The organism is Sulfurimonas sp., assembly GCF_028713515.1.
Taxonomy (GTDB): domain Bacteria; phylum Campylobacterota; class Campylobacteria; order Campylobacterales; family Sulfurimonadaceae; genus Sulfurimonas.
Map to the genome: position 1 here is coordinate 1 of NZ_JAQTOD010000002.1, position 21,954 is coordinate 21,954.

Annotated in this window: 28 protein-coding genes; 15 read left to right on the forward strand and 13 right to left on the reverse strand. The window is 36.8% G+C overall.

Annotated elements, in window-relative coordinates:
• Position 1: 1 nt before the first annotated feature.
• The 4 genes from PHV22_RS04115 to PHV22_RS04130 form a co-directional block, all read right to left on the reverse strand.
• Positions 2-1,090, reverse strand: a complete 1,089-nt coding sequence (locus PHV22_RS04115; RefSeq protein ID WP_299945930.1) for an efflux RND transporter periplasmic adaptor subunit — start codon at positions 1,088-1,090, stop codon at positions 2-4.
• A complete protein-coding gene (locus tag PHV22_RS04120; protein ID WP_299945933.1) occupies positions 1,083-2,231 on the reverse strand; it encodes a TolC family protein in 1,149 nt (382 codons plus the stop codon). The genes PHV22_RS04115 and PHV22_RS04120 overlap by 8 nt, the downstream gene beginning before the upstream one ends.
• On the reverse strand, positions 2,228-2,551 hold the full coding sequence (locus PHV22_RS04125; RefSeq protein ID WP_299945936.1) for a hypothetical protein: 324 nt from the start codon (positions 2,549-2,551) through the stop codon (positions 2,228-2,230). Before PHV22_RS04125 ends, PHV22_RS04120 begins: the two co-directional genes overlap by 4 nt.
• 402 nt (positions 2,552-2,953) lie before the next feature.
• Positions 2,954-3,337, reverse strand: a complete 384-nt coding sequence (locus PHV22_RS04130; RefSeq protein WP_299945939.1) for a DUF302 domain-containing protein — start codon at positions 3,335-3,337, stop codon at positions 2,954-2,956.
• Between the two features lie 97 nt (positions 3,338-3,434).
• Here PHV22_RS04130 and PHV22_RS04135 point away from each other — a divergent pair, with 97 nt between their 5' ends.
• Positions 3,435-3,743 carry a helix-turn-helix transcriptional regulator gene (locus tag PHV22_RS04135; protein WP_299945944.1) on the forward strand — a complete coding sequence of 103 codons (309 nt, stop codon included), beginning with the start codon at positions 3,435-3,437 and terminating at the stop codon, positions 3,741-3,743.
• A gap of 42 nt (positions 3,744-3,785) precedes the next feature.
• Here the strand turns inward: PHV22_RS04135 and PHV22_RS04140 are convergent, their stop codons facing one another.
• Entirely contained in the window at positions 3,786-4,580 is a 795-nt protein-coding gene (locus tag PHV22_RS04140; RefSeq protein ID WP_299945947.1) for a cation diffusion facilitator family transporter, read from the reverse strand.
• A 192-nt stretch (positions 4,581-4,772) separates the two neighbouring features.
• Here PHV22_RS04140 and PHV22_RS10185 point away from each other — a divergent pair, with 192 nt between their 5' ends.
• On the forward strand, positions 4,773-5,024 hold the full coding sequence (locus tag PHV22_RS10185) for an ArsR/SmtB family transcription factor (protein ID WP_367187071.1): 252 nt from the start codon (positions 4,773-4,775) through the stop codon (positions 5,022-5,024).
• A gap of 317 nt (positions 5,025-5,341) precedes the next feature.
• On the opposite strand, the gene PHV22_RS04145 is transcribed toward PHV22_RS10185, so the two are convergent.
• Complete coding sequence (locus PHV22_RS04145; protein ID WP_299945950.1) at positions 5,342-5,587, reverse strand: helix-turn-helix transcriptional regulator; 246 nt, start codon at positions 5,585-5,587, stop codon at positions 5,342-5,344.
• An 82-nt stretch (positions 5,588-5,669) separates the two neighbouring features.
• Between PHV22_RS04145 and PHV22_RS04150 the strand changes: the two genes are divergently transcribed.
• The 4 genes from PHV22_RS04150 (at position 5,670) to PHV22_RS04165 (ending at position 8,059) form a co-directional block, all read left to right on the forward strand.
• The gene (locus tag PHV22_RS04150; protein ID WP_299945953.1) at positions 5,670-5,945 is read left to right on the forward strand and encodes an EexN family lipoprotein; all 276 of its coding nucleotides are present in this window, start codon (positions 5,670-5,672) and stop codon (positions 5,943-5,945) included.
• 28 nt (positions 5,946-5,973) lie between these two features.
• Positions 5,974-6,252 carry a hypothetical protein gene (locus PHV22_RS04155; protein WP_299945956.1) on the forward strand — a complete coding sequence of 93 codons (279 nt, stop codon included), beginning with the start codon at positions 5,974-5,976 and terminating at the stop codon, positions 6,250-6,252.
• 32 nt (positions 6,253-6,284) lie between these two features.
• Positions 6,285-6,407, forward strand: coding sequence for a hypothetical protein (locus PHV22_RS04160; protein WP_299945959.1), 123 nt, complete (start codon positions 6,285-6,287; stop codon positions 6,405-6,407).
• A gap of 149 nt (positions 6,408-6,556) precedes the next feature.
• Complete coding sequence (locus tag PHV22_RS04165) at positions 6,557-8,059, forward strand: hypothetical protein (protein WP_299945961.1); 1,503 nt, start codon at positions 6,557-6,559, stop codon at positions 8,057-8,059.
• A gap of 86 nt (positions 8,060-8,145) precedes the next feature.
• Here the strand turns inward: PHV22_RS04165 and PHV22_RS04170 are convergent, their stop codons facing one another.
• Positions 8,146-8,877, reverse strand: a complete 732-nt coding sequence (locus PHV22_RS04170; RefSeq protein WP_299945964.1) for a helix-turn-helix domain-containing protein — start codon at positions 8,875-8,877, stop codon at positions 8,146-8,148.
• A gap of 250 nt (positions 8,878-9,127) precedes the next feature.
• Here PHV22_RS04170 and PHV22_RS04175 point away from each other — a divergent pair, with 250 nt between their 5' ends.
• The 5 genes from PHV22_RS04175 to PHV22_RS04195 all read left to right on the forward strand — a co-directional run bounded on the left by PHV22_RS04175 (position 9,128) and on the right by PHV22_RS04195 (position 12,505).
• Positions 9,128-10,363, forward strand: a complete 1,236-nt coding sequence (locus PHV22_RS04175; RefSeq protein WP_295022305.1) for an AAA family ATPase — start codon at positions 9,128-9,130, stop codon at positions 10,361-10,363.
• Positions 10,356-10,562: a helix-turn-helix domain-containing protein gene (locus PHV22_RS04180; protein WP_295022304.1), complete on the forward strand. Its 207-nt coding sequence runs from the start codon at positions 10,356-10,358 to the stop codon at positions 10,560-10,562. Before PHV22_RS04175 ends, PHV22_RS04180 begins: the two co-directional genes overlap by 8 nt.
• Positions 10,563-10,795: 233 nt before the next feature.
• On the forward strand, positions 10,796-11,917 hold the full coding sequence (locus tag PHV22_RS04185) for a site-specific integrase (protein ID WP_295022303.1): 1,122 nt from the start codon (positions 10,796-10,798) through the stop codon (positions 11,915-11,917).
• 138 nt (positions 11,918-12,055) lie between these two features.
• On the forward strand, positions 12,056-12,328 hold the full coding sequence (locus PHV22_RS04190) for a hypothetical protein (RefSeq protein ID WP_295022301.1): 273 nt from the start codon (positions 12,056-12,058) through the stop codon (positions 12,326-12,328).
• A 3-nt stretch (positions 12,329-12,331) separates the two neighbouring features.
• Complete coding sequence (locus tag PHV22_RS04195) at positions 12,332-12,505, forward strand: hypothetical protein (protein WP_295022299.1); 174 nt, start codon at positions 12,332-12,334, stop codon at positions 12,503-12,505.
• Positions 12,506-12,517: 12 nt separating this feature from the next.
• Here the strand turns inward: PHV22_RS04195 and PHV22_RS04200 are convergent, their stop codons facing one another.
• Positions 12,518-12,949, reverse strand: a complete 432-nt coding sequence (locus PHV22_RS04200) for a hypothetical protein (RefSeq protein ID WP_295022298.1) — start codon at positions 12,947-12,949, stop codon at positions 12,518-12,520.
• 90 nt (positions 12,950-13,039) lie between these two features.
• On the opposite strand from PHV22_RS04200, the gene PHV22_RS04205 reads away from it, so the two are divergent.
• The gene (locus PHV22_RS04205; protein ID WP_295022296.1) at positions 13,040-13,393 is read left to right on the forward strand and encodes a helix-turn-helix transcriptional regulator; all 354 of its coding nucleotides are present in this window, start codon (positions 13,040-13,042) and stop codon (positions 13,391-13,393) included.
• Between the two features lie 14 nt (positions 13,394-13,407).
• Here PHV22_RS04205 and PHV22_RS04210 read toward each other — a convergent pair whose 3' ends face one another.
• Both PHV22_RS04210 and PHV22_RS04215 read right to left on the reverse strand, forming a co-directional pair.
• A complete protein-coding gene (locus PHV22_RS04210) occupies positions 13,408-14,010 on the reverse strand; it encodes a mobile mystery protein B (RefSeq protein WP_295022294.1) in 603 nt (200 codons plus the stop codon).
• The gene (locus PHV22_RS04215; protein WP_295022292.1) at positions 14,010-14,390 is read right to left on the reverse strand and encodes a helix-turn-helix domain-containing protein; all 381 of its coding nucleotides are present in this window, start codon (positions 14,388-14,390) and stop codon (positions 14,010-14,012) included. Before PHV22_RS04215 ends, PHV22_RS04210 begins: the two co-directional genes overlap by 1 nt.
• Before the next feature lie 411 nt (positions 14,391-14,801).
• Here PHV22_RS04215 and PHV22_RS04220 point away from each other — a divergent pair, with 411 nt between their 5' ends.
• On the forward strand, positions 14,802-16,109 hold the full coding sequence (locus tag PHV22_RS04220) for a hypothetical protein (protein WP_295022290.1): 1,308 nt from the start codon (positions 14,802-14,804) through the stop codon (positions 16,107-16,109).
• A gap of 51 nt (positions 16,110-16,160) precedes the next feature.
• Here the strand turns inward: PHV22_RS04220 and PHV22_RS04225 are convergent, their stop codons facing one another.
• Positions 16,161-16,475, reverse strand: coding sequence for a hypothetical protein (locus tag PHV22_RS04225; protein ID WP_295022288.1), 315 nt, complete (start codon positions 16,473-16,475; stop codon positions 16,161-16,163).
• On the reverse strand, positions 16,475-17,098 hold the full coding sequence (gene serB, locus PHV22_RS04230) for a phosphoserine phosphatase SerB (protein ID WP_295022287.1): 624 nt from the start codon (positions 17,096-17,098) through the stop codon (positions 16,475-16,477). The genes PHV22_RS04225 and serB overlap by 1 nt, the downstream gene beginning before the upstream one ends.
• A 108-nt stretch (positions 17,099-17,206) precedes the next feature.
• On the opposite strand from serB, the gene PHV22_RS04235 reads away from it, so the two are divergent.
• A complete protein-coding gene (locus tag PHV22_RS04235) occupies positions 17,207-18,118 on the forward strand; it encodes a methylenetetrahydrofolate reductase (RefSeq protein ID WP_295022285.1) in 912 nt (303 codons plus the stop codon).
• A gap of 27 nt (positions 18,119-18,145) precedes the next feature.
• Here PHV22_RS04235 and PHV22_RS04240 read toward each other — a convergent pair whose 3' ends face one another.
• Positions 18,146-20,593 carry an EAL domain-containing protein gene (locus tag PHV22_RS04240; protein ID WP_299945974.1) on the reverse strand — a complete coding sequence of 816 codons (2,448 nt, stop codon included), beginning with the start codon at positions 20,591-20,593 and terminating at the stop codon, positions 18,146-18,148.
• A gap of 109 nt (positions 20,594-20,702) precedes the next feature.
• Between PHV22_RS04240 and serS the strand changes: the two genes are divergently transcribed.
• Positions 20,703-21,953: a serine--tRNA ligase gene (gene serS / locus PHV22_RS04245; RefSeq protein WP_295022281.1), complete on the forward strand. Its 1,251-nt coding sequence runs from the start codon at positions 20,703-20,705 to the stop codon at positions 21,951-21,953.
• Position 21,954: the final 1 nt, after the last annotated feature.

Consider the following 21,954-nt stretch of genomic DNA (forward strand, 5'->3'; position numbering starts at 1 on the left):
CTTATTCCTCGCCAATAGCTGATTTCAACAGCATTGATTTAACGTAATAGCTTTTATCGCTAACGTAGCGTTCACCGGCATTCAACCCTTTAATGGCGATATATTGGTCGTCTTTAGCAATGATTTCCACCACTCTCGCTTCATAGGGGGCTTTTTCTTCCTCATGCTCATCGTTCTTTTCTTTTTTTACGTGCACTTTAGTAACAGTCGGGATAAAGACAACCCATTCGTTTTGAAAAAAGGTAAGCGCCGATTTTTTCACCGCGAGGTAGTTTTTATCTTTTTGGGTATAGATGGTCGCTCCGACATACTGATTCAAATACAAAGATGAAGATTTATCGAGCGAAGCCAATGCACTGATTCGCTGAGTTGCTTCATCAATACTCGGCAATACACGATTGATTTGTCCATATATCACAGAGGGTGTATTACTTTTCACCAAAACCTTTTGTCCCTTTTGCACCTGAGCCGAATATTTGAGAGGGACAAAACATTGCAGATAAAACGCATCGGCGTTAATAATGATTGCCATCACTTTTTCGTCTTTGATAAACGCACCCACCGGTTCAAGAATCTCACCGATCCGTCCTGATGCAGAGGCATAGACATAATGGGAATTACCGCTGTTTGTCAGTGATGATGGATTAACGTTAGAACCTTTGATCTGGACTTCGATCCCTTTGATCTGAGAAAGCAGTGCATCCCGCTCGATTTGTTTGGTCGTCATCTCCTGCCGCGAGAGCATCCCCCGTTCATACAACGCTTTATCGGACTGAAAATTTTTATCGAAATGAGCGTATTGGGTTTTTAACGACTGATAATCGATGGAAAGTTTGGAGAGGGCAACCGAACGCAACCGTGCGATTTTATCCCCCTTTTTAACCGTATCACCGGCACGGACGTAATATTCTTCGATGTACCCTTCCAGCGACGTTGTAATAGCATGTTGGTCATTCTTTTGCTGAATCACTTTGGCGTTTACGTCAATCGTGGCACCAAATGGTCGTGATTGCACCGTTTCAGTCGGTATCTGTACGGCACCGAAAAGTACTGCTGAAAATAGTAGTACACTCGTTAAAATTTTACTCATTATAAGCCCCTTGTAGGTAGTTGTATTCGATAGTGGAACGATTAATTTGTGATTGGAGAGAAATGATCTCTTCTTGGGTCGCAATACGGCGATTTTTGATCTCATAGAGTTCTAAAAGATTAACATTAGCAATCGCATAGGCATCCTGATACATCCCCAAGAGTTCTTGCGCATTTTTAAGATTTTCTTTGCGTTGTTGCAAAAGTGTTTCCAGAGAGGTGATCTCTTTAAGCAAACTTTTTTTTCGAAGCCCAAGACGATCATTTTGCGCTTTGAAAAACAGTACGTTTTGGCGTATTTGAAGTTCTTGAATCGATTTTTCTTCGCGCTTCGTGTTGAAAATCGGCAAAGGGATCGAAACTCCTGCACGGTAAATATTTTGATCGGGCTCTTTTTCATATTCTGTGAATACGCCAACCGATTCGATGATACGGGTTTCGAGTTTTGCCTGCGAGGCTTTGAGGTCATTTTCCGATGTCAATAACGCTAAATCAGGATTTGATTTCTCATCCCCAAAACGAATGAAATTAGTATCCGCGTCAATTGCAATTTCTTCACTAAATCCAGCGTATTCACGTAATGCGTCATAGCTTTTTACTGCTTCTTTTTGGGATTCAGCGCGGTTGGATAGGGCATCGGAATACGCAACATCGGCTTGGAGCATTAGTGCTTTGGATAAAGAACCTTTGGCATAACGCTCTTTAGAGACGTTATTGATGCTTTGAGCGATTTTCAACTCTTCGTTGGCAAGATTCAATAGTTTTTGAGCTTGTGCATAATCGACATACAAAAGTGAAAGCTCTTTGATAAAACGGGATCGTTCAACCGCAACATTGGCTTTAGCATTGGTTGATAACGATCTGGCTATGCGTTCTTTGTCTTCACCTACGCCCCATACGCGAACCGGTTGATTGAGTCCCAACCGATAGCCATTATCGGACTTAAATCGGGATCTTTCCACTTCGAGGGTAGGATTCTCATAACGGGTCAGTTTGCTTCCTTCAAGTATGGCTTGATCAGTCCTTAATGATGAAGCATTCAAATAGGGACTTTTTTCGATAGCCTGTTCTAAAAAAAGATCAAAACTCTCTGCCATAACTGCCGCTGAATACAACGACAAAGAAAGAATAATCTTAATCATTTTTTTTCTTTTTTCAGGAAGGCACCGTCGAGCGCATTGACTTCCAAACGATAATTCGCAGTGTATACATCGTAGTAGAGGATTTCGCCTCTGTGGGTTAATTTTTTACTGGTAATTTCTTCTCCGGTCTCTTTTTGAACCAACTGCTCCAACTGTTTTTCATCGACTTTATGAATTCGGTGCATTTCCTGTTTGGCTTGAAGCTGTGCGGAAGGGCGAGAGTTAGAGGTGTGAATCGACATATGTTCCCGTGCAGTCATTTCCGCTGATTGAGCGTGTAATGCAAAAATTAATGTGCAAAGTGCGAATAATATTTTCATGACTAATCCTTTAATACTGTTAATAATTTGCCTAAAAGGCTGTTTTAATGATTATTGTTTTTTGAAAAATAGGAAAATTAAACGGCTATTGGAGGACGAAAATTAGAAGGGGGATTATGGCTGATATAATACTCAGAGTTATAAATCGGTGCAAACGTATGGCTCTCAAATTCGACAAGTTGTGTCTGAGCAGGGAGAATAAAGCTGATATGAAACATATATCGAATATCGCATAAATCCCCACAATGCGTAGGTTGAGAAAATTCTTGAACATATTGTTGGATGCTACAATGATCTTTCTCATTGCTCTCAATAACAAAATCATTCACAATTGAGAAGCTAAAGGAGAGCAACAGCAGTATCGTCCAGAAATTACGTTTTTTCATGATGGATGATTATATACTATTCCCAGCTGTTTATCAATGCCTGAAGTTTGCTAAAAAGTCCTGTCATATGGCTTTTTATCGTTTCCTCAAGATTGAAATTATGCACTATATCTTCCATACCTATGGTGCTTATGACCGTTTGACCGTTATCGTCATAAATTGAGATGCGACAGGGGAGAAAAATAGATACTTCCGGATGCAAACCAAGAATCGCTTGTGCACCGCTTGGATTGCATAGCTCGAATACGGTAATATCCCTCTCAATCGGAAACCCTTTTTCCTGTAGAAGATCTTTAAAATTGTACTCTTTGAGCACACCAAAGCCATACTCTTTTGCTTTTGATGTCATTTGCTCTTTAATCGCACTAATCGAATGCTTTGTCTCGTGCTTATAAATCATTATTCACTCCTCTTTTTATTCCTGACTACGTTATAATTATATAATTAGAAAGTTATATAACTGAATTGTTATATAAATATACTTAGAAGAAGGTTAGATGGAAAGATTGATTCAATTAGCAAAAATCTTCAGTGATATCAATCGTCTTAAAATTTTGATATTGGTTTTAAGAGATAGCGAAGCCTGTGTCTGTGAAATTTGCGATACATTAGAACTGTCACAGCCGCTTGTTTCACGACATTTGAAACAAATGAGGGAAGCCGATATTCTTGAATCACGCCAATCCGGTACGTGGGTTATTTACTCTTTAACGGCGAACCCTGACTCTGCTTTAACGTGTTGGATCGAAGAGGCGCGTAAGCAGGTTCCCTCGCTCCCCAAACTAATTGCTTGTACTACAAAATAATTTTTTTATTATCATCCGTAATTAGCTTCGTATTGTCAATTACTACTTCAATTTAAGAATTCTAATCGCACCACTTAAAACAACAAAACCAATAATTATTCCTATAATCCAGTCAGGTAGAGGACTATTAAAATACATCACTAGAAATCCAGCTACAATAACACCTAAATTAGCTATTACGTCATTAGCTGAAAAGATATAACTAGCTTTCATATGAGCACCTTCCTCTTTTTCTTTTCTGATAATAAACAGACTATATACATTTACAGCCAAAGCCAGTAGAGAAATGGCTATCATCGATTCTGCTTGAGGATAATAACTATAATAAACTTGATAACCAACACGTCCAAAAGCAGCTAAAGCTAATACGATTTCAACTAAACCAGCAAAGTGAGCTGCTTGCAATTTATGTTTCGCTGCTTTTCCAACAGCAAAAAGAGCTATTCCATACACAACAGCATCTGATAACATATCTAAGCCATCAGCCATCAGTCCGGCTGAGTTATCTAACCAACCAATGATTCCCTCGATAAAAAACATTAATCCATTTAAAATGAGTAAAATCCAAAGTATTTTTTTTTGATGAGCATCACTTGATTCCTCTTCATTATCAGAACTGCTTAATTCATTAGAAATTATTTCTGCTCCAAATTCAAGTGGTATCAATGTTTCCAGAACAATTTGAGGTTCTTCAGAATGGGTAATTATTACTTTTCTATCAGGAATATTAAAATTAAATCGTGAGATAGATAAAGAAGATAAAGCCAACCTAATCATTTGTTCTTCAGAAGGGCAATCCATTTTTGGAACAAAAAAAGTAGTTATATTTTTTGACATATTTTATATCTCACTTTGTGATATTTTTAATTTAATCATTAGAAATTAGGATCTATTTTAATATTGTCGTGCAAACTTAATTAAAAACATCATCACTGGTAGGCTGAAAAAAAATATTCAACCCTTCCTGCCTTAACTAGGCTATAATTATATAACTGTATTGTTATATATCTATCCTTAGAAAAATGTTATATGGAAAGATTGGTTCAATTAGTAAAAGTCTTCAGTGATATTAATCGGTTCAAAATACTAATTTTAGTTTTACGAGAGCAGGAGGTCTGTGTATGTGAGATTTGTGACACGTTAGAACTTTCACAGCCGTTTATTTCCCGTCATCTTAAGCAGATACGCGAAGTCGATATTCTTGAATCAACGCAAGAAGGAAAATGGGTAATTTATTCTTTAACTGAAAATCCTGATTCTACATTTAATATGTTGGATTGAAGAAGGACGTAAACAGATAGCTTTCTTGCCCCAACTGATTACGTGCAATAGCAAATAGGGTCTAAAATCTACAAAGAAATTCTTCCCTTATACTGTCAACTTTTTAAAATATAGAAAAACAAGTGTTTTCCGCACACTTACCCCTGCTCTGCATTTAAACACTAAAATTCGCAATAATCTATACGAAAAACTCTGTCGAATAATATTTGTATACGGAAACTCGAAAATTAGGATTTTCGTTCTACGCTGGAATGATTTATGGTACCAAATAGTAACTTTTCATTGAAAATTACAATACTTAATTTCTTTACAAAAGTTCACGAGTCAATCTCAAAAAATTTGCATATATCGACATCAAGAGCTATAGAGATTTGATAGAGTTGTTGGATGTTGAAGTGCTTACGTTTACCGATTTCGGCAAGCGATATGATCGTAGTGGTGCTATGTCCTATCTCGTGCGATAAGTCCAACTGTGTGAACCCTTTTTCTTCTCGGTACTTCTTAACATTTTGCCCGATTTTGAAATGCAGTTCTTCGATAGGGAGTGTTTTTCGAGACGACATACAAGTAACTTCCCACTGGACTTTAGATTGTTCTAAGTTTATAGCAGTTACTATCATCAATCAACTTCCTATAGGACTTACAATGAAAGTGTCATATATTTATTTCGCGGGTATTTTATTTCTTTTAACAGGGTGCGGACAAGACGTACAGAGTGTAGATTATTACAAAGCGCACCTGGACGAAGCGAAAGCGGTAAAAGAAGAGTGCAAAATCAAAAAAGATAACGGTACTTTAGAGGGAACACAACTCAGCCCCTCACCTGAATATCAAAACTGTATGAACGCTTCATCGGCTCTATTTCGTAGCGGTGGTTTAAAACCGATCAAGGGCGATGAAAAAGTCCTCAAAACATGGTAATTAAGGTTAAACAAAAGGTTCAATATAAATGAGAGCATGGTTAAAAGAAGTATCAGATATTAGACAAAGTGCCGAACTCTTAAAAGACGTACATTATATTACCGAAGATGGGGATATCACCCCTCCAAAATTTATCAATTTTGAATTTATTACAGAAAAACAAGCCAAAAAACGTGGTATTAACCCAAATGATATTGAAGTTAAGCGAGTAGAAAAATATGGCAAAATACTAATGACAGTTACAGCCTATATCCTATTAGAAAACAAAGAAACAATTGTTATTTTAGATGGTAGCGATCATACATAAATAGTGCTCAATTTTTTGAATAAGGATGACAAATGATCAACAAAGATATAGACGAAGAACCCACGCAATTAGGCGGTGGCGATCCCTTACTTTTGCGGATCGTCCTTACTCTTTTAATGCCTATTTTTTGGATTATCGATAAGTTCAAAAAGTAACCTCCCCGCTCCCCTTGCCTTTCCAAAAGAATACCCTTGTGGTATAATTTTGCAACAAGTACCTATTAAGGTGCGTAGTTGCAACTACGCACCTTACAGTACGGTTGTTTTTCAAGCACCACAAGGGTACTCAAAAAAGGAAAGAGCAGATGGCAAAATCAGCGACGTTTTCCGTTCTAAAAGCGAGCGCACATTCGAGTGCTCACAACTCTAGGGAAGATAATCCAGAGTATCTGATCGGCACCAAAGAGGGAGCAGAAAACAGCTACGATCTCCGTCACTCCGACAGCAATTTTCTTGAACTGGCTAAGGTCAAATATCAAGAGGTTACAGGTCAAAAAATGCAACAAAAGCAGATTGACGCACTTATCAAAGAGACCGTTTTATCTCTCGAAGATCATCACACCGAAGCCGACGTTCAAAAAGTGTTCGATACCCTGAACGAAAAATACGGCGGGCACTACATCACTGAATTGTCAATCCACAAAGATGAGGGACACTTCGAGGACAAAAACGGAGTGACGTATTACCCCACGAAAGACATACTCCAAAAAGAGGACGGTTGGTACATTGTTCCTCTTGCTCAATCCCTCGAAATGAAACCAAGCTATAAACCCAAAGAGCATGAATTTAGCGAGAAAGTGGACATCAACGATTTCAAGCCGATACACAACATCCACGCCCACGTCAAGTTTTCAATGTTTGACTTGGAAACGGGCAAAACGGGGCGAATGAAGCACAACGAATTAAACGACCGTATCAAGACAGCGGCACACGTGCTAAAGCTTGACTACAACCCCGAAAAAGGGAGCAAAAAACGTACACCAGTTGAACAGATCAAGACACAACACAAAGCGGTACGCAACGAGAAAATAAAAGCCCTCGCTAAGGAGATAAAATCGGAGCAATCGCTAGGCGAAAAATACGATAGCCTACCAATAGCGGAACGGTTGGAAATGCGCCAAGAGATGAGAGCGATCATCGGGAATGGCATTGAAACGGACACCCTCAACAAACGCCTCGAACTCTCCGAGAAAGAAAACAAGAGCCTCAAAGAGGAGATACAAGCTCTCAAGGAGGCGCAGAAAGAGGAACGGGCGCAACTCAAAGAGCAGGGAGCCACGAGAGCGGATTACGCAGTGATGGAAGCCAAATATAAAGAGCTTCAAGCACAGCTTAAAGAGGGAAACGCCCCGAAAATCGACACTATCAAGATTTTTGAGGAGATCGAGGAGATCACGAAACCGATAAGTCACCCATTAGGCGAAAAAGAGCTTATCAAAAAAGATGAGAACGGGAAAGAAATCGACCCTATCGACGAGATGCTAAAAGCCTCCTACACAGCCGTGGAGGAGAAAGGCTTGATCTACACGACCACGAAGCAAGTGTTCGATAAGGACGTGTTCATTCAAAAGGTCAGAGAGCGAGAAAATGAGCACCAAAAAATTCATAAAGAGAAAAACGGGCTTATCAAGGCATTAGAATACGGCAAGGAACGAATGAGAGAGGCTGTTAAAAGCATTTTTAACAAATTTACGGGGAAATCCATCTCCGAAGTGCAAAAAGAGCGTACAGAGATTTTAAACGCTCAAAAAGAGCGGGAGAAGTTAGAACGCCAAAAAGAAGATCGAGGAAAAGGATTTGAACGATGATATAATTTCTGATTGTAGGGATTTTATTCGTTCTCTTTACAATTTTTAATCCATCGTTTAGAGATACTATTGAGAGATTTTTCTAATTATCCAGTTATCTTTTTCATTACAGCAACATCAAACGCGCTATTTCTTTTTGAAATTTTAGGGATTAATGTCTTTAAACTTTCATGTATTTTTACTGAATTTGTAACCAAAAACTCTGCCTCTTCCGCACTTAAATCTTCTGCCCATGCTTGAAATGCCATCTTCTCAGATTCCTTAAATGCAGGCTTAGATAATAATGGATGAAGAAAATCCCCACTGATTAATTCTTGAATTTTATCGTGTGCATTATCGCTCTTTGTTAGATTGATTTTACCAAGCATTTCATCCAATAACATCAAAAATCTACCTTCTGTTACATTAAATAGAAGGCGTTTTATTCTCGTAGAAAAATTATTAGTCATTTTACTTTTACTAACTGCATACTTATTTAATAATTTTTGAATAATTTCTTCGATAATAAAAGTCTCAAGTAACACATTGAATCTTAACATGCCCTCCTCCGTAGTTGTTGCTATTTCAATTGCGGCAATAAGAGTTGGAAATTCAGAAAAACGAAAGAGCTCATGATCTTCTTTAGCAAGAAGCCAATCAACGGATATGTTATCACAAACAGATTTACCAATAATTGTCTCCACTGGTAATGAATTACGTGTGAGCCATGTATTCAAAGTCGAATAAGGCACATCCAAAATCTTTGCAAGTTCAACATTGCTTTTCGCATTAAGAGACATTCTAAGGCGTAGTAAAAATAGTTTTGTATCAATTTTCATAAGACATTCTTCTATTAAAGCTCTTCTAAGTATATATTGCTCATAATTGTAATTAATTAACTTACAATAATGAGCAATATTATCCGTGAATCAAAATGAATTATACCTCGTTTTGAGTAAATAGTGTAAATCAATAAAGTGGAGGGATTATCAGAAGTTGGCAGTAAAAAGAGTAGTTGAATCAAGCAGTGTTCGAGCACTCCTTGATTCCTAATTTGACCCCCGTTAAGCAAACAAGGAAATATCAAATATGGATATTATAGCAAAAATTCAACAGAGAGTTAAAGAGCACGAAGCGATCAAATCGCAGATAGCTAATCTCGAAGAACTCACACAAAACGAGTTTATAACCTTTGATGAAATCGAACAAATCCATCAAGAGATTTTAAAACTTCGGAGCCGTCTTCAATCTGAGAACATTGAAGGAAGCGAAAAAAAACTAGAAGGCGTACTTGATCAATTCGATCTTGATATTGGAAAAATTGAAGTGGCTGAAATTCAATACCTTCTTGATAGTGTTGTCGTCAAAGCAGATATTTTGATGATTGCGGCAAAACCTGGGCAAGGCAAAAGTCTTATGGCATCGGCTATATGCAATATGGCACTTTTGGATAAAACAGTTGATCAGGTCGTCTATATGGATGCTGACAATGGAAGCGCAACACTTAATGAACGTGGTATCCCACAGATCAAACAACGACACGGAAAAAAGTTCCGCTACATTCACGAATCAAACTCAACTAAAATCCAAATGTGGCAACTTATCAAGATGCTGAAAACAACGAACTTGCACGATACTTTAGTAGTCATAGACTCGATAAAAAATTTTATGGGCAAAGGCGACCGTGACAAGAATAAAGATGTCTCCGAAATTATGGATATTTGGAAGGGATTACGAAAACAAGGGGCTACCGTCATTTTCCTACATCATACCAATAAACCACAGCGTGATTTTCAAGAACTGCAATACGCGGGTTCAAGTGCCTTTGAAGAGGATACCAGCAATGCCGTTTTATTGAAATACAACGAATTTCGTAAAGCATTCATTTTTAAACCTCTCAAAAATCGTGTGGGCAAACTTGAAGAAATCGCCTTTCAGTATCAGGATCAAATACATACCCTCACAAAAGTTGATTTGGCGTGGGCAAAAGAGACCAATGAAGATGAAATGATGCGTATAGAGATCATTGATTTTATCGGTAATTTTGAAGGTAAACCCAACTACTCGGAGATCATGAAATATATCTCTGATATGGGATTCGCCAAGGATCGAATCAATCGAGTCATCCAAGAGGGGAAAGGTAAATACTGGATTGCAGAAATACTCAAAGAGCAAAACAATAAAAATGTTTTTGCTTTGATTTCCTCTAATAAACCATCAGATAACTCAGATAAGTCCGATAACCCCATAAATAGGGCTTTTCAAAATCAGACAACTGCATCCAATACATCAGATAACTCAGATATAGGAGAAAAATATGCTTGAAGATTACATAACAGACCATGAAGTCATGGTGAAATTTGGATTTTCCAAAGGAACACTTGCCAATTATCGTAGTGAAGGAAAACTACCTTACACAAAATTCGGACCTTCGATTGTCTATAAAGTATTGGACATTGTGGATTTTTTGGAGAGAAATCGGGTACATAAAAATACCGGCAAACGAGAGCAAAAATGTATCTAATAGCAAATACTATCAAGATAATCCAAAAATTGGCAGCACTACCATGAAACGTTTTCTTAAATATGAAGCAGCAGCCGAATTTCTCGATGTATCAGGTTCATATCTTAAAAAGAAAATTCACGACGGAACATTCCGTTTAAATGTCCATTATTTCAAACCTAACGGCTCAACAGGTATAATACGATTTGACGCTATTGAGTTGGAAAAGTGGATGCGAGGAAAGGATATCGCGCATGAAACTTTACAGCAGAGCGGGGACTCTGTATCTGACGTACTATCACGGGTTCGACCGAGTCCGAAAAAGTACGGGGCTACCTGATACAAAAGAAAACCGCAAGTTCATTGAAAACAAAATCATACCTGAGTTGAACTTTGAGCTCAAGTATGGTCAAAAAGAGATAGAAAAAGTCATCCCAAAGTTTGATCACTATGCGGATATTTATCTGAGTGAACAACAAAACCGTCTCAAAGAGCATACCTTTGGTAAATACACTCGAATACTAAAAAATGAGATTATCCCTTTTTTTGGCGGTCAACAGATTGACCAAATCAAGACAACCGATGTGCGAATATGGGTTAATAAGCAACTTGAAAAAGTGGTAACAAAAACCGTTGCCGAAAAGCTTACGATCATTCGTATGATCTTTCGCTATGCGTTTGAGGATGAGATTATCAACCGTAATCCAGTCGATGCGATCCGATTACCTGCACGGGTGAAGCCTGATATTGAACCGTTTACGGTGGAAGAAGTCGCACTCATGCTTAATGGGTCTGAGGATTGGTATCGAAACTATTTAGCGGTTGCGTTTTATACGGGGATGCGGATCGGTGAGATTCTGGCACTAAAATGGTCTGATATCGACATGAACAAACGAAAAATTCATGTTAGACGGTCAATATCGCAAGGATCGGAAACGACACCAAAGACTATCGGTTCAGTTCGTCAAATACCGATCTTTGACACCCTTTGGTCTTATCTTCAAGATCAATACCGATATACGGGATTGTCAGGTAGTTATCTATTTGTATCAAAAACGACGGGATCAGCGTTTAACGATGCGACCTCCCTACGCGATGCGCGTTGGATACCGATGCTCAAACGATTAGGGATACCCTATCGTCAGCAGAAGAATACACGGCACACGTTTGCCGTTCAAATGCTAAACAGCGGAACGATGAAGATCACCGATATATCTCGTCTTATGGGTCACACTTCGACACAGATGCTTTTGACACGATATGCAAAATTTATTAAGTCAGAAGAGATAAAAATCGAAGAAAAATTTGATTTGTTTGGGCTCAAAACGGGCACAAATGAAAAAGAAGTTATAGGGAAAGCCCATAAAATAGGCTAAAACCGTGGTACCAGTGGGCGGACTCGAACCGTCACGACTCGCGCCACCGGATTTTGAAATGTAAGTGTAGCTTTTTTTTCGATTAATTATTCTAACTGCAATATTGAATATGTATATTCTAAGATACTTAGAAAATTCTTGTTTGCAATTGTAGATCATAATATAGGCTTTACTTGCTCATTAAATGGGACATATGCAAATGCATATATAAATCATCAGGAAGCTCTTATCGTATTAGCCCAATGCAGAAGTCATGGTCGAGGGGATCCAAAACATTTTTATGAAATTCTAAATGACAACTTACCAACAGTGACTTTTACACAGATTGCTACGAAACAATATCAATCAATTACCCAACATGCTGTATCTGCCTTTGAAGATAGAATATATTTCAATCATTGGCGAATATAAAATATGTCTGATAAACAAAGAAAAAAAACAGAAGAATTACTAGGTTATCAAGTTGTCATATTTTGCGAAGATAGTGGTGTTATTCCTGTCTTTTATCCACATCCTACCGATAGAACATTAAATGTTGCTATTAATTTTAGACAAGACTATAGTAATCATGGAATAGAACAGGAATAATAAATTATAATATTATTTAGTCTCCGCTTCTTCTTTCATAATATCTCGTTTATATAATACTTTGACATTTTTTTGAAATAAGTTTTTTTCTATTTCATAATCTGGGTCATATGTTGCTAAGCGATGTGCTGCTAAGGCTACACTTGCTAATGCTATCGCTGGAAAAGCGATAATTGCTGTACCAGCAGCAGCTCCTACACCGGCAATAGCACCGGCAGTAGCAACTCCTCCAACGCCTGCAGCTCCAGCCACAGCCCCCCTATAACTTGTAAGCACTCTACATTTCAAATTTTGTTTTTCAATAGCGCCTTCTAACTTATTGACAACATGACTCATATCTTTAATTGCCACAATTTGAAATGACTTTTTTGATTTGATTAATGCATCAATTTTTTCAGTACTCAACTCGTCTGTTGTAAAATTTTCTATATCTGCTAAGTTCATTCATTTTTCCTTATAGAGGACGTATTATTTTGTTTTATTTAACTAACTATAGAAATATACTTATAGTAAGTTTAACCATAGGTATAATCAATGAAAGAATGCTCTCTTACAGAGAATGATATTAGTGCTGTTTACAAACAGATAGGATTAAATGTCAAAACTATAAGAAAGTCAAAAAAAATTTCTCAACTGTCTCTTTCATTAGCAATTGGTCATAAAGCAGTTGGAACTATATCAATGGCTGAACTATGCTTGAACGGCAAACACTTTAATATTGAACATCTCGTGAAAATTGCAAATGTTCTTGAAGTAGATATATGTGAATTTTTTAAAAACATTGATTTTAAAGAACAAACTTCCGAACAAGCTCAATCTCAAGACCAACGACAAAAGCGACCAATTAAGCGCTTTGGTGGATTAAAAGTTATTAAAAAAAAGAAGTGAATTTTTTTATATTATCAGTAAGTCTTTTGATGCATCAAAATTAAATCAGAATAATCGCTTTTATCTGCTTTTCTTAAAGCCTCGATATATTCATTCCTTTTTGGATTTTCCGACGCTAATAAGTCTTCCTGCCAGCGCACAGGCATCTTGCCATGCTGTCTGAGGTAAATATTAGCCAACATCCTGCTCCATCTGCCGTTGCCGTTTTGAAACGGATGTATCTGCACTGCTCTATGATGAATACGTGCTGCTGCTTCAAAGACATCATAAGTTTTATTTTTTTCCCAATACGCTATATCATCACAAAGCTTTTTTAATTCCATTGGCACCAAATACGCTTTTATTCCTATTGATAATTCTATTTTTCTTAACTGCCCTGCCCATTCCCAAACATCTCCAAACATCTCTTTATGCAGATCCATCATCCAGCCGTAGCTAAAAGAAGCTTCCCTCTTCGATGGCGGAGCAGATAGGTACTTTAACGTTGCGTTGGCAATGTTTTCGGCTTCTTTTTCATATATCTCTTTTAAAGTATATAACTTATTCTTGGAAAGCTTTAGCCCTGATACATCATCAAGCGGTGTAGCACCGTCAATAGGTTTTGTGGAATCAATCATTATGCGATCCAAAGCCTGTCTTGATATTGACCTGTCAAGAATTCTCTTTCAAATTTATGGATAATTCTGTCCAAAGCTTTTTTCTCTAAGCCCTGTTTTTCTAAAGCTGATGTACTTTGAACAAGTGAAGCCATAAAAGTAGCTTTCTCTTTTGCTCTATGCATTTTAAGTTCCTTTAGAGGTACCACTTCATTCCCTGCAAAGTCTAAACCTAGCAGGCTTGTAAGTTTTTCTATAGTACTCAACTTCACATCATCTCCTGCGAAGAATCTATTTGTAGTGCGGATGCCTATCCCACTTATTTTTGCCAAATTCTCAATTGTAATATTCAGTTCTTTTTTTCTTTTTTTTATTTTTTTAATCAAATCAATTCTAGTCATATTCGATCCTTTTTATAATTATGCCATAAATGGCATTAAAATATAAGATAACATGTCATAAATGGCATAGTAATTATATCTCTACTTTCAAATACATGCTAAAATAACAATTATTACTTGTAAATGGCTGTTGAATGCACCACTACAATTAAATTGTACAACTTTGTGTACAACAATTTCAAAAATGATAACAAAATCACTTATTTAAGTACAAGTTCTATTTCCCACAGCTCCACCATCAATTAATCTCAAAACACTAAGCAATACACCCGCTACTAAACACAAATCTTTTATATATTCACTTAGTATAAAGGCAAGTGGCCCTAAATATTCAAAAAGCACATTCCGCACATTGATAAAGAAAATAAATTAGGAATATTTATTGCTTTATGATTAGTAAAAAGTAGCCTTATGCACTATATTTTAACTCTTATTTTAATATCAAGTTTTTTATTTGCAAAATCGTCTGGTTTTCCTCTTGTTATAAAAGAACCTTACGGTAATGCTCTTTTTGATGTTACACAAGATTATGATAGAGAAATTAGTGCAGTTGGATTTATAAAACATTACAAAAAAAGCTCTTCAAACTCACAGAAAAGCTACTCCAACGCTTTTGACTACCTCTCGAGCATCCAACCTAGCTATGGCTCTCAGATGCATCTTATAAAAGTTGATGGGAACGCTAACATAACTCTTAGAAAAACAGTAAATCTGAATGAGTTCAACGAAGCTGTTTCTATACTTAAAACCCCTACAAATGGGTACTTTGCAGGAGGTCATTCACAAGACGGCTCACTTTTACTTTTAAAGCTTGACTCCGAGGGTAATATTGTCTTTAAAGAGAGTTTCGGAACAAGCCAATATGATAAAATGAGTAAGCTTGTAGCGCTTAGAGATGGTGGAGTGCTGGCAGTTTGCTCCTCTGCAACTTCCAAATCACCAAATGAAAATCCATTTGGAACTGGGCTTGGCTCCATTGATATATATTTAGTACGATTCTCTAGCGATGGTTCTAAAGTTTGGAGCAACAAGTATGGCGGTGGATATGATGACATTGGTATCGATGCCGCTGAGACAAACGATGGAACTATTGTTGTTTTAAGTCAAATCAAGCGCACAGGGTCTAGTAGTGCCAGCATCATGAGGATTTCTCAAAATGGGGATAAAATATGGATGCAGAGCTTTGGCGGCGAAAAGATGGTTACTCCATATAAAATATTAAAATTAAGAGAAAATAAATTTGTCATATCTCTCACTCAAAAAAATGAGATAAACAAAGAGCAAATCAGGCTTATAAAATTTGATATTGAAAAAAATATAGAGATTGACAAGGTGATTGATAGTGTCTATGATAGCGTGCTAATGGATATCAAAGAGTATTCTGATTCTAATATTATAGGTGTTGGCTATACTAGAGATAAAAGCGACACAGATGCGCTTGCTATGGCTTTTAATAGGGATTTTAGAGTGCTCCATCAAGAACATTATGGAAACTCAAATTACGACAAGTTTAATGCAGTCTCAATCCTTCATAACTCTCAAGCTATAGCCGTTGGCGTGCAAACTGACAACAGTTCCCAAGAGGGAAATATGTGGATGGTAAAACTTGGTAAAAATTTAAAAGCTCCTCAAAGTTCTGCATTGGTAGTCAAAAAAAGAGTAATTGTTAAAAAAGCTACCACTAAAAGAAAAATCAAGAAGAAGTGTAAGTGTTGCTAAATGCCTCTTTTGGAGGATTTAGGTTTTGTATTATTTAGGGGGATTAATTTTTTATTCATCACCAGAAGAGGCTACTAAATAAGAACGAACTTTATCTTGTTTTAGTTTTTTATATAGTTTAAATTTAGCTTGTCTCAACTCTTCATCACCACAAGAGAACTCCTCTTTCATCTTTAAATCATCAACTCCAGCGCTATCCATTGCAAAAAGTCTTAACTCTTTTTTTGTAAGTTTTGCTTTTAGTGCGCCATAGAGTTCTTTATCATCTTCTATAAGATTTAGACTATCAACTTTGCAGTATTTCACTAGCATCTCTCTAAAACTATTTTCGCTATTGTACTGCTTCCAGACACTGTTTTCTAACATTATATTTTCTCCAATATTTGTTTTAAATCTTTAGTTTCTACAACTATATTTGCCTCTTTCTTGAGAATCTCTCTTGCGCAAAAAGCAACCCTTGTCCCTGCATGTGCAAACATTGAGAGATCATTCGCACCATCTCCACACACCAAAGTTTCATCCTCTTTTATCCCTAGCATATTTTGAAGTCTAACCAGCATGTCACCTTTAGAGTAGTTAAACATCATATCCCCACCGACAAGACCTGTTAATTTTCCATTTTTATGGTGAAGCACATTTGAAAAATCTGCATCATAACCAAGTATATTTTTTGCATAACCAGTAGCAGTTCTAAAACCGCCGCTGAAACAGACGACTTTCATGCCTCGCTTTTTCAATTCAGCAATTGTCTCTTTTGCGCCATTCATATATGGAAGATTGTGAGAGATTTTTTCAACGATAGTGTAGTCAAGCCCTTTAAGCAACCCTACTCTTTGTTGAAGTGATTCAAAAAAATCAAGCTCTCCACTCATAGCAGCTTCAGTAATTTTACTAACCTCTTCACCAAGTCCGAGCTCGTTTGCAAAAAAATCTATTGTTTCACCATCCATAAGCGTAGAATCAAAATCAAATACAGCTAGTTTCAACATCTATGTCACTCTCTTTTGTTATAATGCCGCAATTATACCAGCGCTAACTAAAAAGATGATTTTTTTATTTATTATTGCGCTTAACAATACCACGACGCAGGATACTTTTTGTTTGACGAAATTATAAATAAATTAAAGACTGGCACATTCATTACCCTTGAGACAACTCCAGGTCACTCTCCTGTTTTTTCTTCTACAATAGACAAAATAGCCGAACTGGGTCTTGATAAGCTCGTAGATGGCTTTACGACAACCGATAATCCGTTAGCAAAACTAAAATACAACTCCCTCTTTGCAGCAAAGATGCTACAAGATAGATTTGGCAAACCAGCAATTGCAACAATGAGCATGAGAGACAGAAACAAGATTGCTCTTCAGTCTGATCTTCTGGGTGCAAACGAGGTGGATATTAGAGCCATTTTAGCCCTCACTGGGGATCCTGCTACAATTTCTGACCAACCAAATACAAAAGGTATTTTTGAGGGCGATAGCTCAATGCTTCTTGATATCATCTCGTGCTTTAATAGCGGGATTGACTATGCAGGCAAGCCTCTGGGTGCTAAACCAAAACAGCTCTACCCTTTTGCCGTTATAAACTCTTACGCAAAAAACCCAAAAACACTACAAAAAAAGATGCAAAAAAAGATAAAACATGGGGCAATTGGGATAATCACACAACCCGTTTATAATGCAGAGAATGCTAAATTACTTATAGAACTTATGGAAGCGGCAAACAGAGATTGTTGCAAAGAGAAGAAAAGCGCTGAACTTATCTTGGGAATTTTTCCTATAACAAAACTCAGAACTGCTCAATTTCTATCTTCCCATGTGCCAGGCATAAATGTTCCAAACAGTTGGCTAGAAGCGCTAAGAGTTGCTAATGAAATTGGAGCAGAAGAGGAGTATAGAGTTGGATTTGAACTCAGTAAAAAGCTTTTTAATGACATAAAAGAGATTCATCCAAAGATTCATCTAATGACTGCAAATCAGTTTCAGATAGCTAAAAACATATTGGTTTAAAGATTCAGTATCTCAAACCAATCTGCTCTAACCTTTAAAATTAGAGATAAATTCTATAAATTTATCTAATTCCAACGGCTTACTAAAATAGTATCCTTGTATATTATTACAGTTTAAAAACTTCAATGTATCAACATGTTCTTTAGTTTCAGAACCCTCGGCGATGACATCTTTCCCTAAAGATCTTGCCATTGCTATAATCGCAGCGACGATAGATCTGTCATCCTCATCTTTGTCAATATCCAAAACAAAACTACGATCTATTTTGATTGTTTTTGCCGGTAATTTTTTAAGATAACTCAGTGATGAATAACCAGTTCCAAAATCATCTATCGAGAGTTTAAAACCTCTATCATATAAGCTATTCAAAACTAACAGTGCTTTATCAATGTTATTCATAATATGAGTTTCTGTGATCTCTAGCTCAACATAGCTCTTGTCTATTCCTGCCCCATAGGCAATAGCGCAAATATCATCTACAAAAGATTCTTCCTCTAACTGTTTACTAGAAACATTAATTGATACTGTTAGCATATGACCATTCTCATGAAGCCTCTTTGTGTCACTAATAGCTTGTTTTGCAACCCATAGCCCAACTCCGTTTATCAAACCTGTATCTTCACAGATTTGGATGAATTTGTCTGGTCCCACAAGACCTTTTTTTGGGTGTCTCCAGCGTATTAGCGCTTCCATCCCATAGACAGAGTTTGTTTCTAGATTTATTTTTGGTTGATAGACTAGAAAAAACTCATTTTTCTCTATTGCACTTCGCAAATCATTTTCCAAATATACACGCTCTGTTATCTTAAGGTTCATGGCTTCCGCGTAGAACTTGTAACCATTTTTTCCTGTTTCTTTTACATGATACATAGCTGTGTCGGACGCTTTAATCAATATTTCGTATGTTTTTCCATCATCAGGATAAACGCTAATTCCCATACTTACACCTGAATATAGCTTATTTCCCTCAATTTCGACTGGAGCAGCAAACTGCTTGATAATTTTATCAGCAACTGTGGCAATATCTGTGATAGAGTCAATATCTTGTAAGAGAATCGTAAACTCATCACCACCTAAACGGGCAAATGTGTCTTGCTTTCGGATATGACTCTTTATCAAATTTGAGACTTCGATCAAAAACTTATCACCCACATGATGTCCAAGAGTATCATTTATATTTTTAAAGTTATCCATGTCTATAAAAAGCAGAGCCATTTTTTTGTTATTTCGTATTGACTCAGGCATTGCGCTGACTACATGCTCTTCAAACAGCACTCTATTTGGAAGTTTAGTAAGCGAATCATAGTATGCAAGGTTATGAATAAGATCTTGCTGCTGCTTTTTTTCACTTATGTCATTGTTTACGGATATATAATTTGTCAGTATCCCATCGTCATTATGCAAGGCGAGAATATTGAGCTCTGCTGTATATATTTCTCCATTTTTTTTGCGGTCAATAATCTCACCTTCCCACTCGCCTTTTTTATTGATATCCTCCCAGATATTTTTATAAAAAGAGCTATCATGCCAACCCGAACTTAGTGCATGTGGAGTTTTACCCTTAATATCCTCAAGCGTGTATCCAGTTATCTTAGTAAATGCACTATTTATCTTAATGATACGCTGTTTTTCATCAGTAATAAGAGCACCATCATTCATTTTTTCAAATACAGCAGAGGCCAGAGAGAGTTCTTTTTGTACAACTTTTTGTTTTGTTATATCATGTACTGTGCCGATTGATTTTATTGGTTTACCATCACTGCCGAACTCATGTTCGCATCTCTCTTCAACAAAACCTATCTCACCATTTTCTCGAACAATACGATGCTCAACATGATATCCGCACTTTGCCTCAAGAGAGTTCATATAGGTGTTGTCGACCAAAGGTATATCATCAGGATGAATATGTTTTAAAAAAGCATCATATGTTGCGCCGAACTCTTGTGGCTTTAACCCAAAAATACGATAAACCTCATCAGACCAAAACAGTTTGTTTGTTACTAAATCCAGCTCCCAATGGCCAATATTTGCAAGTTCCTGTGCCTTATTGAGTCCATCTTGAAGTTTTTTATATTTTAACTCTTCCTCTTTTTCTTTTGTGATATCCCAAAAAACGCCGAGTAGTGCAAAAACCTCACCATTAGAATAGAGTGGCGTTTTAACTGTTCTAATTATTCTTTTTTGTTCTCCAACAAAAATATCCTCCACTACATCAATTGCTTCTCTGTTGTTAAAAAGAGTTGTGTCATCTTTACGATATTTCTCTGCTATATGTTTTGGGAAAAAATCATAATCACTCTTGCCAACGATAGTTGATGGTGTTTCACAAACCAGGTCAGCATAAGTTGCATTGGCATATAGATATATTGAATTAAGATCTTTTACGAAAATATTTTGTTTAAGGGAGTCAAGAATTAGTTCGGCAGAAAACAATTTTTTGTTTAAATTCATCATAGGCTCTTTCAAATATTTCATTTTTATACTGTATTTTATCACATATTAATCACGATTTATTTAGCTTTTGCAAATAGTTTTACTTTATTATATTTTGATATAATCTCGCCACTTATTTACTGGGAATACAATGATTGATTTAAAATTATTACAAAAAGAGTTCGATAGTATTAGCGCAAAATTAATGCGCAAAGGTGTTAATGCAGAGCTTATTGAAAATTTAAAAACAAAAAATGAAGAACTTAGAGTTGCTAAGATAAATTTTGAAACTCTGCAAGCTTTACAAAACAGTATGAGTAAAGAGTTTGGCATCTACATAAGGGAGAAGAGAGATGTTAGTGAGCTGAAGGCTAAAGTTGATGCGAACAAAATCAACATAACAGAGGCGCTAGAGATTCAAAGATTCAAGCAAGAAGAGCTAGAAGCAGTTGCTATGTCTATCCCAAATATCCCTGATGACGAAGTTCCAGACGGCAAAGACGAGAGTGAAAATGTGGAGATAAAAAAAGTTTTATCGCCTAGAGAGTTTTCATTCTCTGCAAAAGAGCATTGGGAGTTAGCTGAGAAAAATGGATGGATAGATTTTGAGAGAGGTGTAAAACTAGCAACTAGCCGTTTTAGTGTCTCTTTTGGAATGGGTGCGAAACTTGAACGAGCACTTATAAACTTTATGTTAAATTTCAACTCAAAAAGAGGCTTTCAAGAAGTTAGCGTTCCAGTGATTGTAAACAGAGCTGCACTTGAGGGCACTGGACAACTTCCAAAGTTTGAAGATGACCTTTACAAGATAGAAAATCAAGAGCTGTTTTTGATCCCAACAGCCGAAGTTCCTGTTACAAATCTTTATCAAGATGAGATTCTAAACGAAGCTGAGCTTCCAATCAAAATGACAGCTTACACTCCATGCTTTAGAAAAGAAGCAGGCGCTGCTGGTCGTGATACAAGAGGAATGATTAGGCAACATCAATTTCACAAAGTTGAACTTGTCGCCATCACAAAGCCTGATGATAGTGATAAAGTTTTTGATGAAATGGTGAGCTGTGCTTCTGATCTGCTACTAGCACTAGAGCTTCCTCACCGCTTGGTAACACTCTGCTGCGGTGATCTAGGCTTTGGCGCGGCTAAAACTGTTGATATAGAAGTATGGCTCCCTGGACAAAACTGCTATAGAGAGATTAGTTCAATCTCAAACACTAGAGAGTTTCAAGCTAGACGAGCAAAAATAAGATTTAAAGAGATAGACAAAAACTCTTTTGTTCACACCTTAAATGGCTCATCTTTGGCAGTTGGCAGAACTTTGGTTGCAATTATGGAAAACTGTCAAAACGAAGATGGAAGCATAACTATTCCTAAGGCTCTTGAGCCATACCTAAACTACTAAT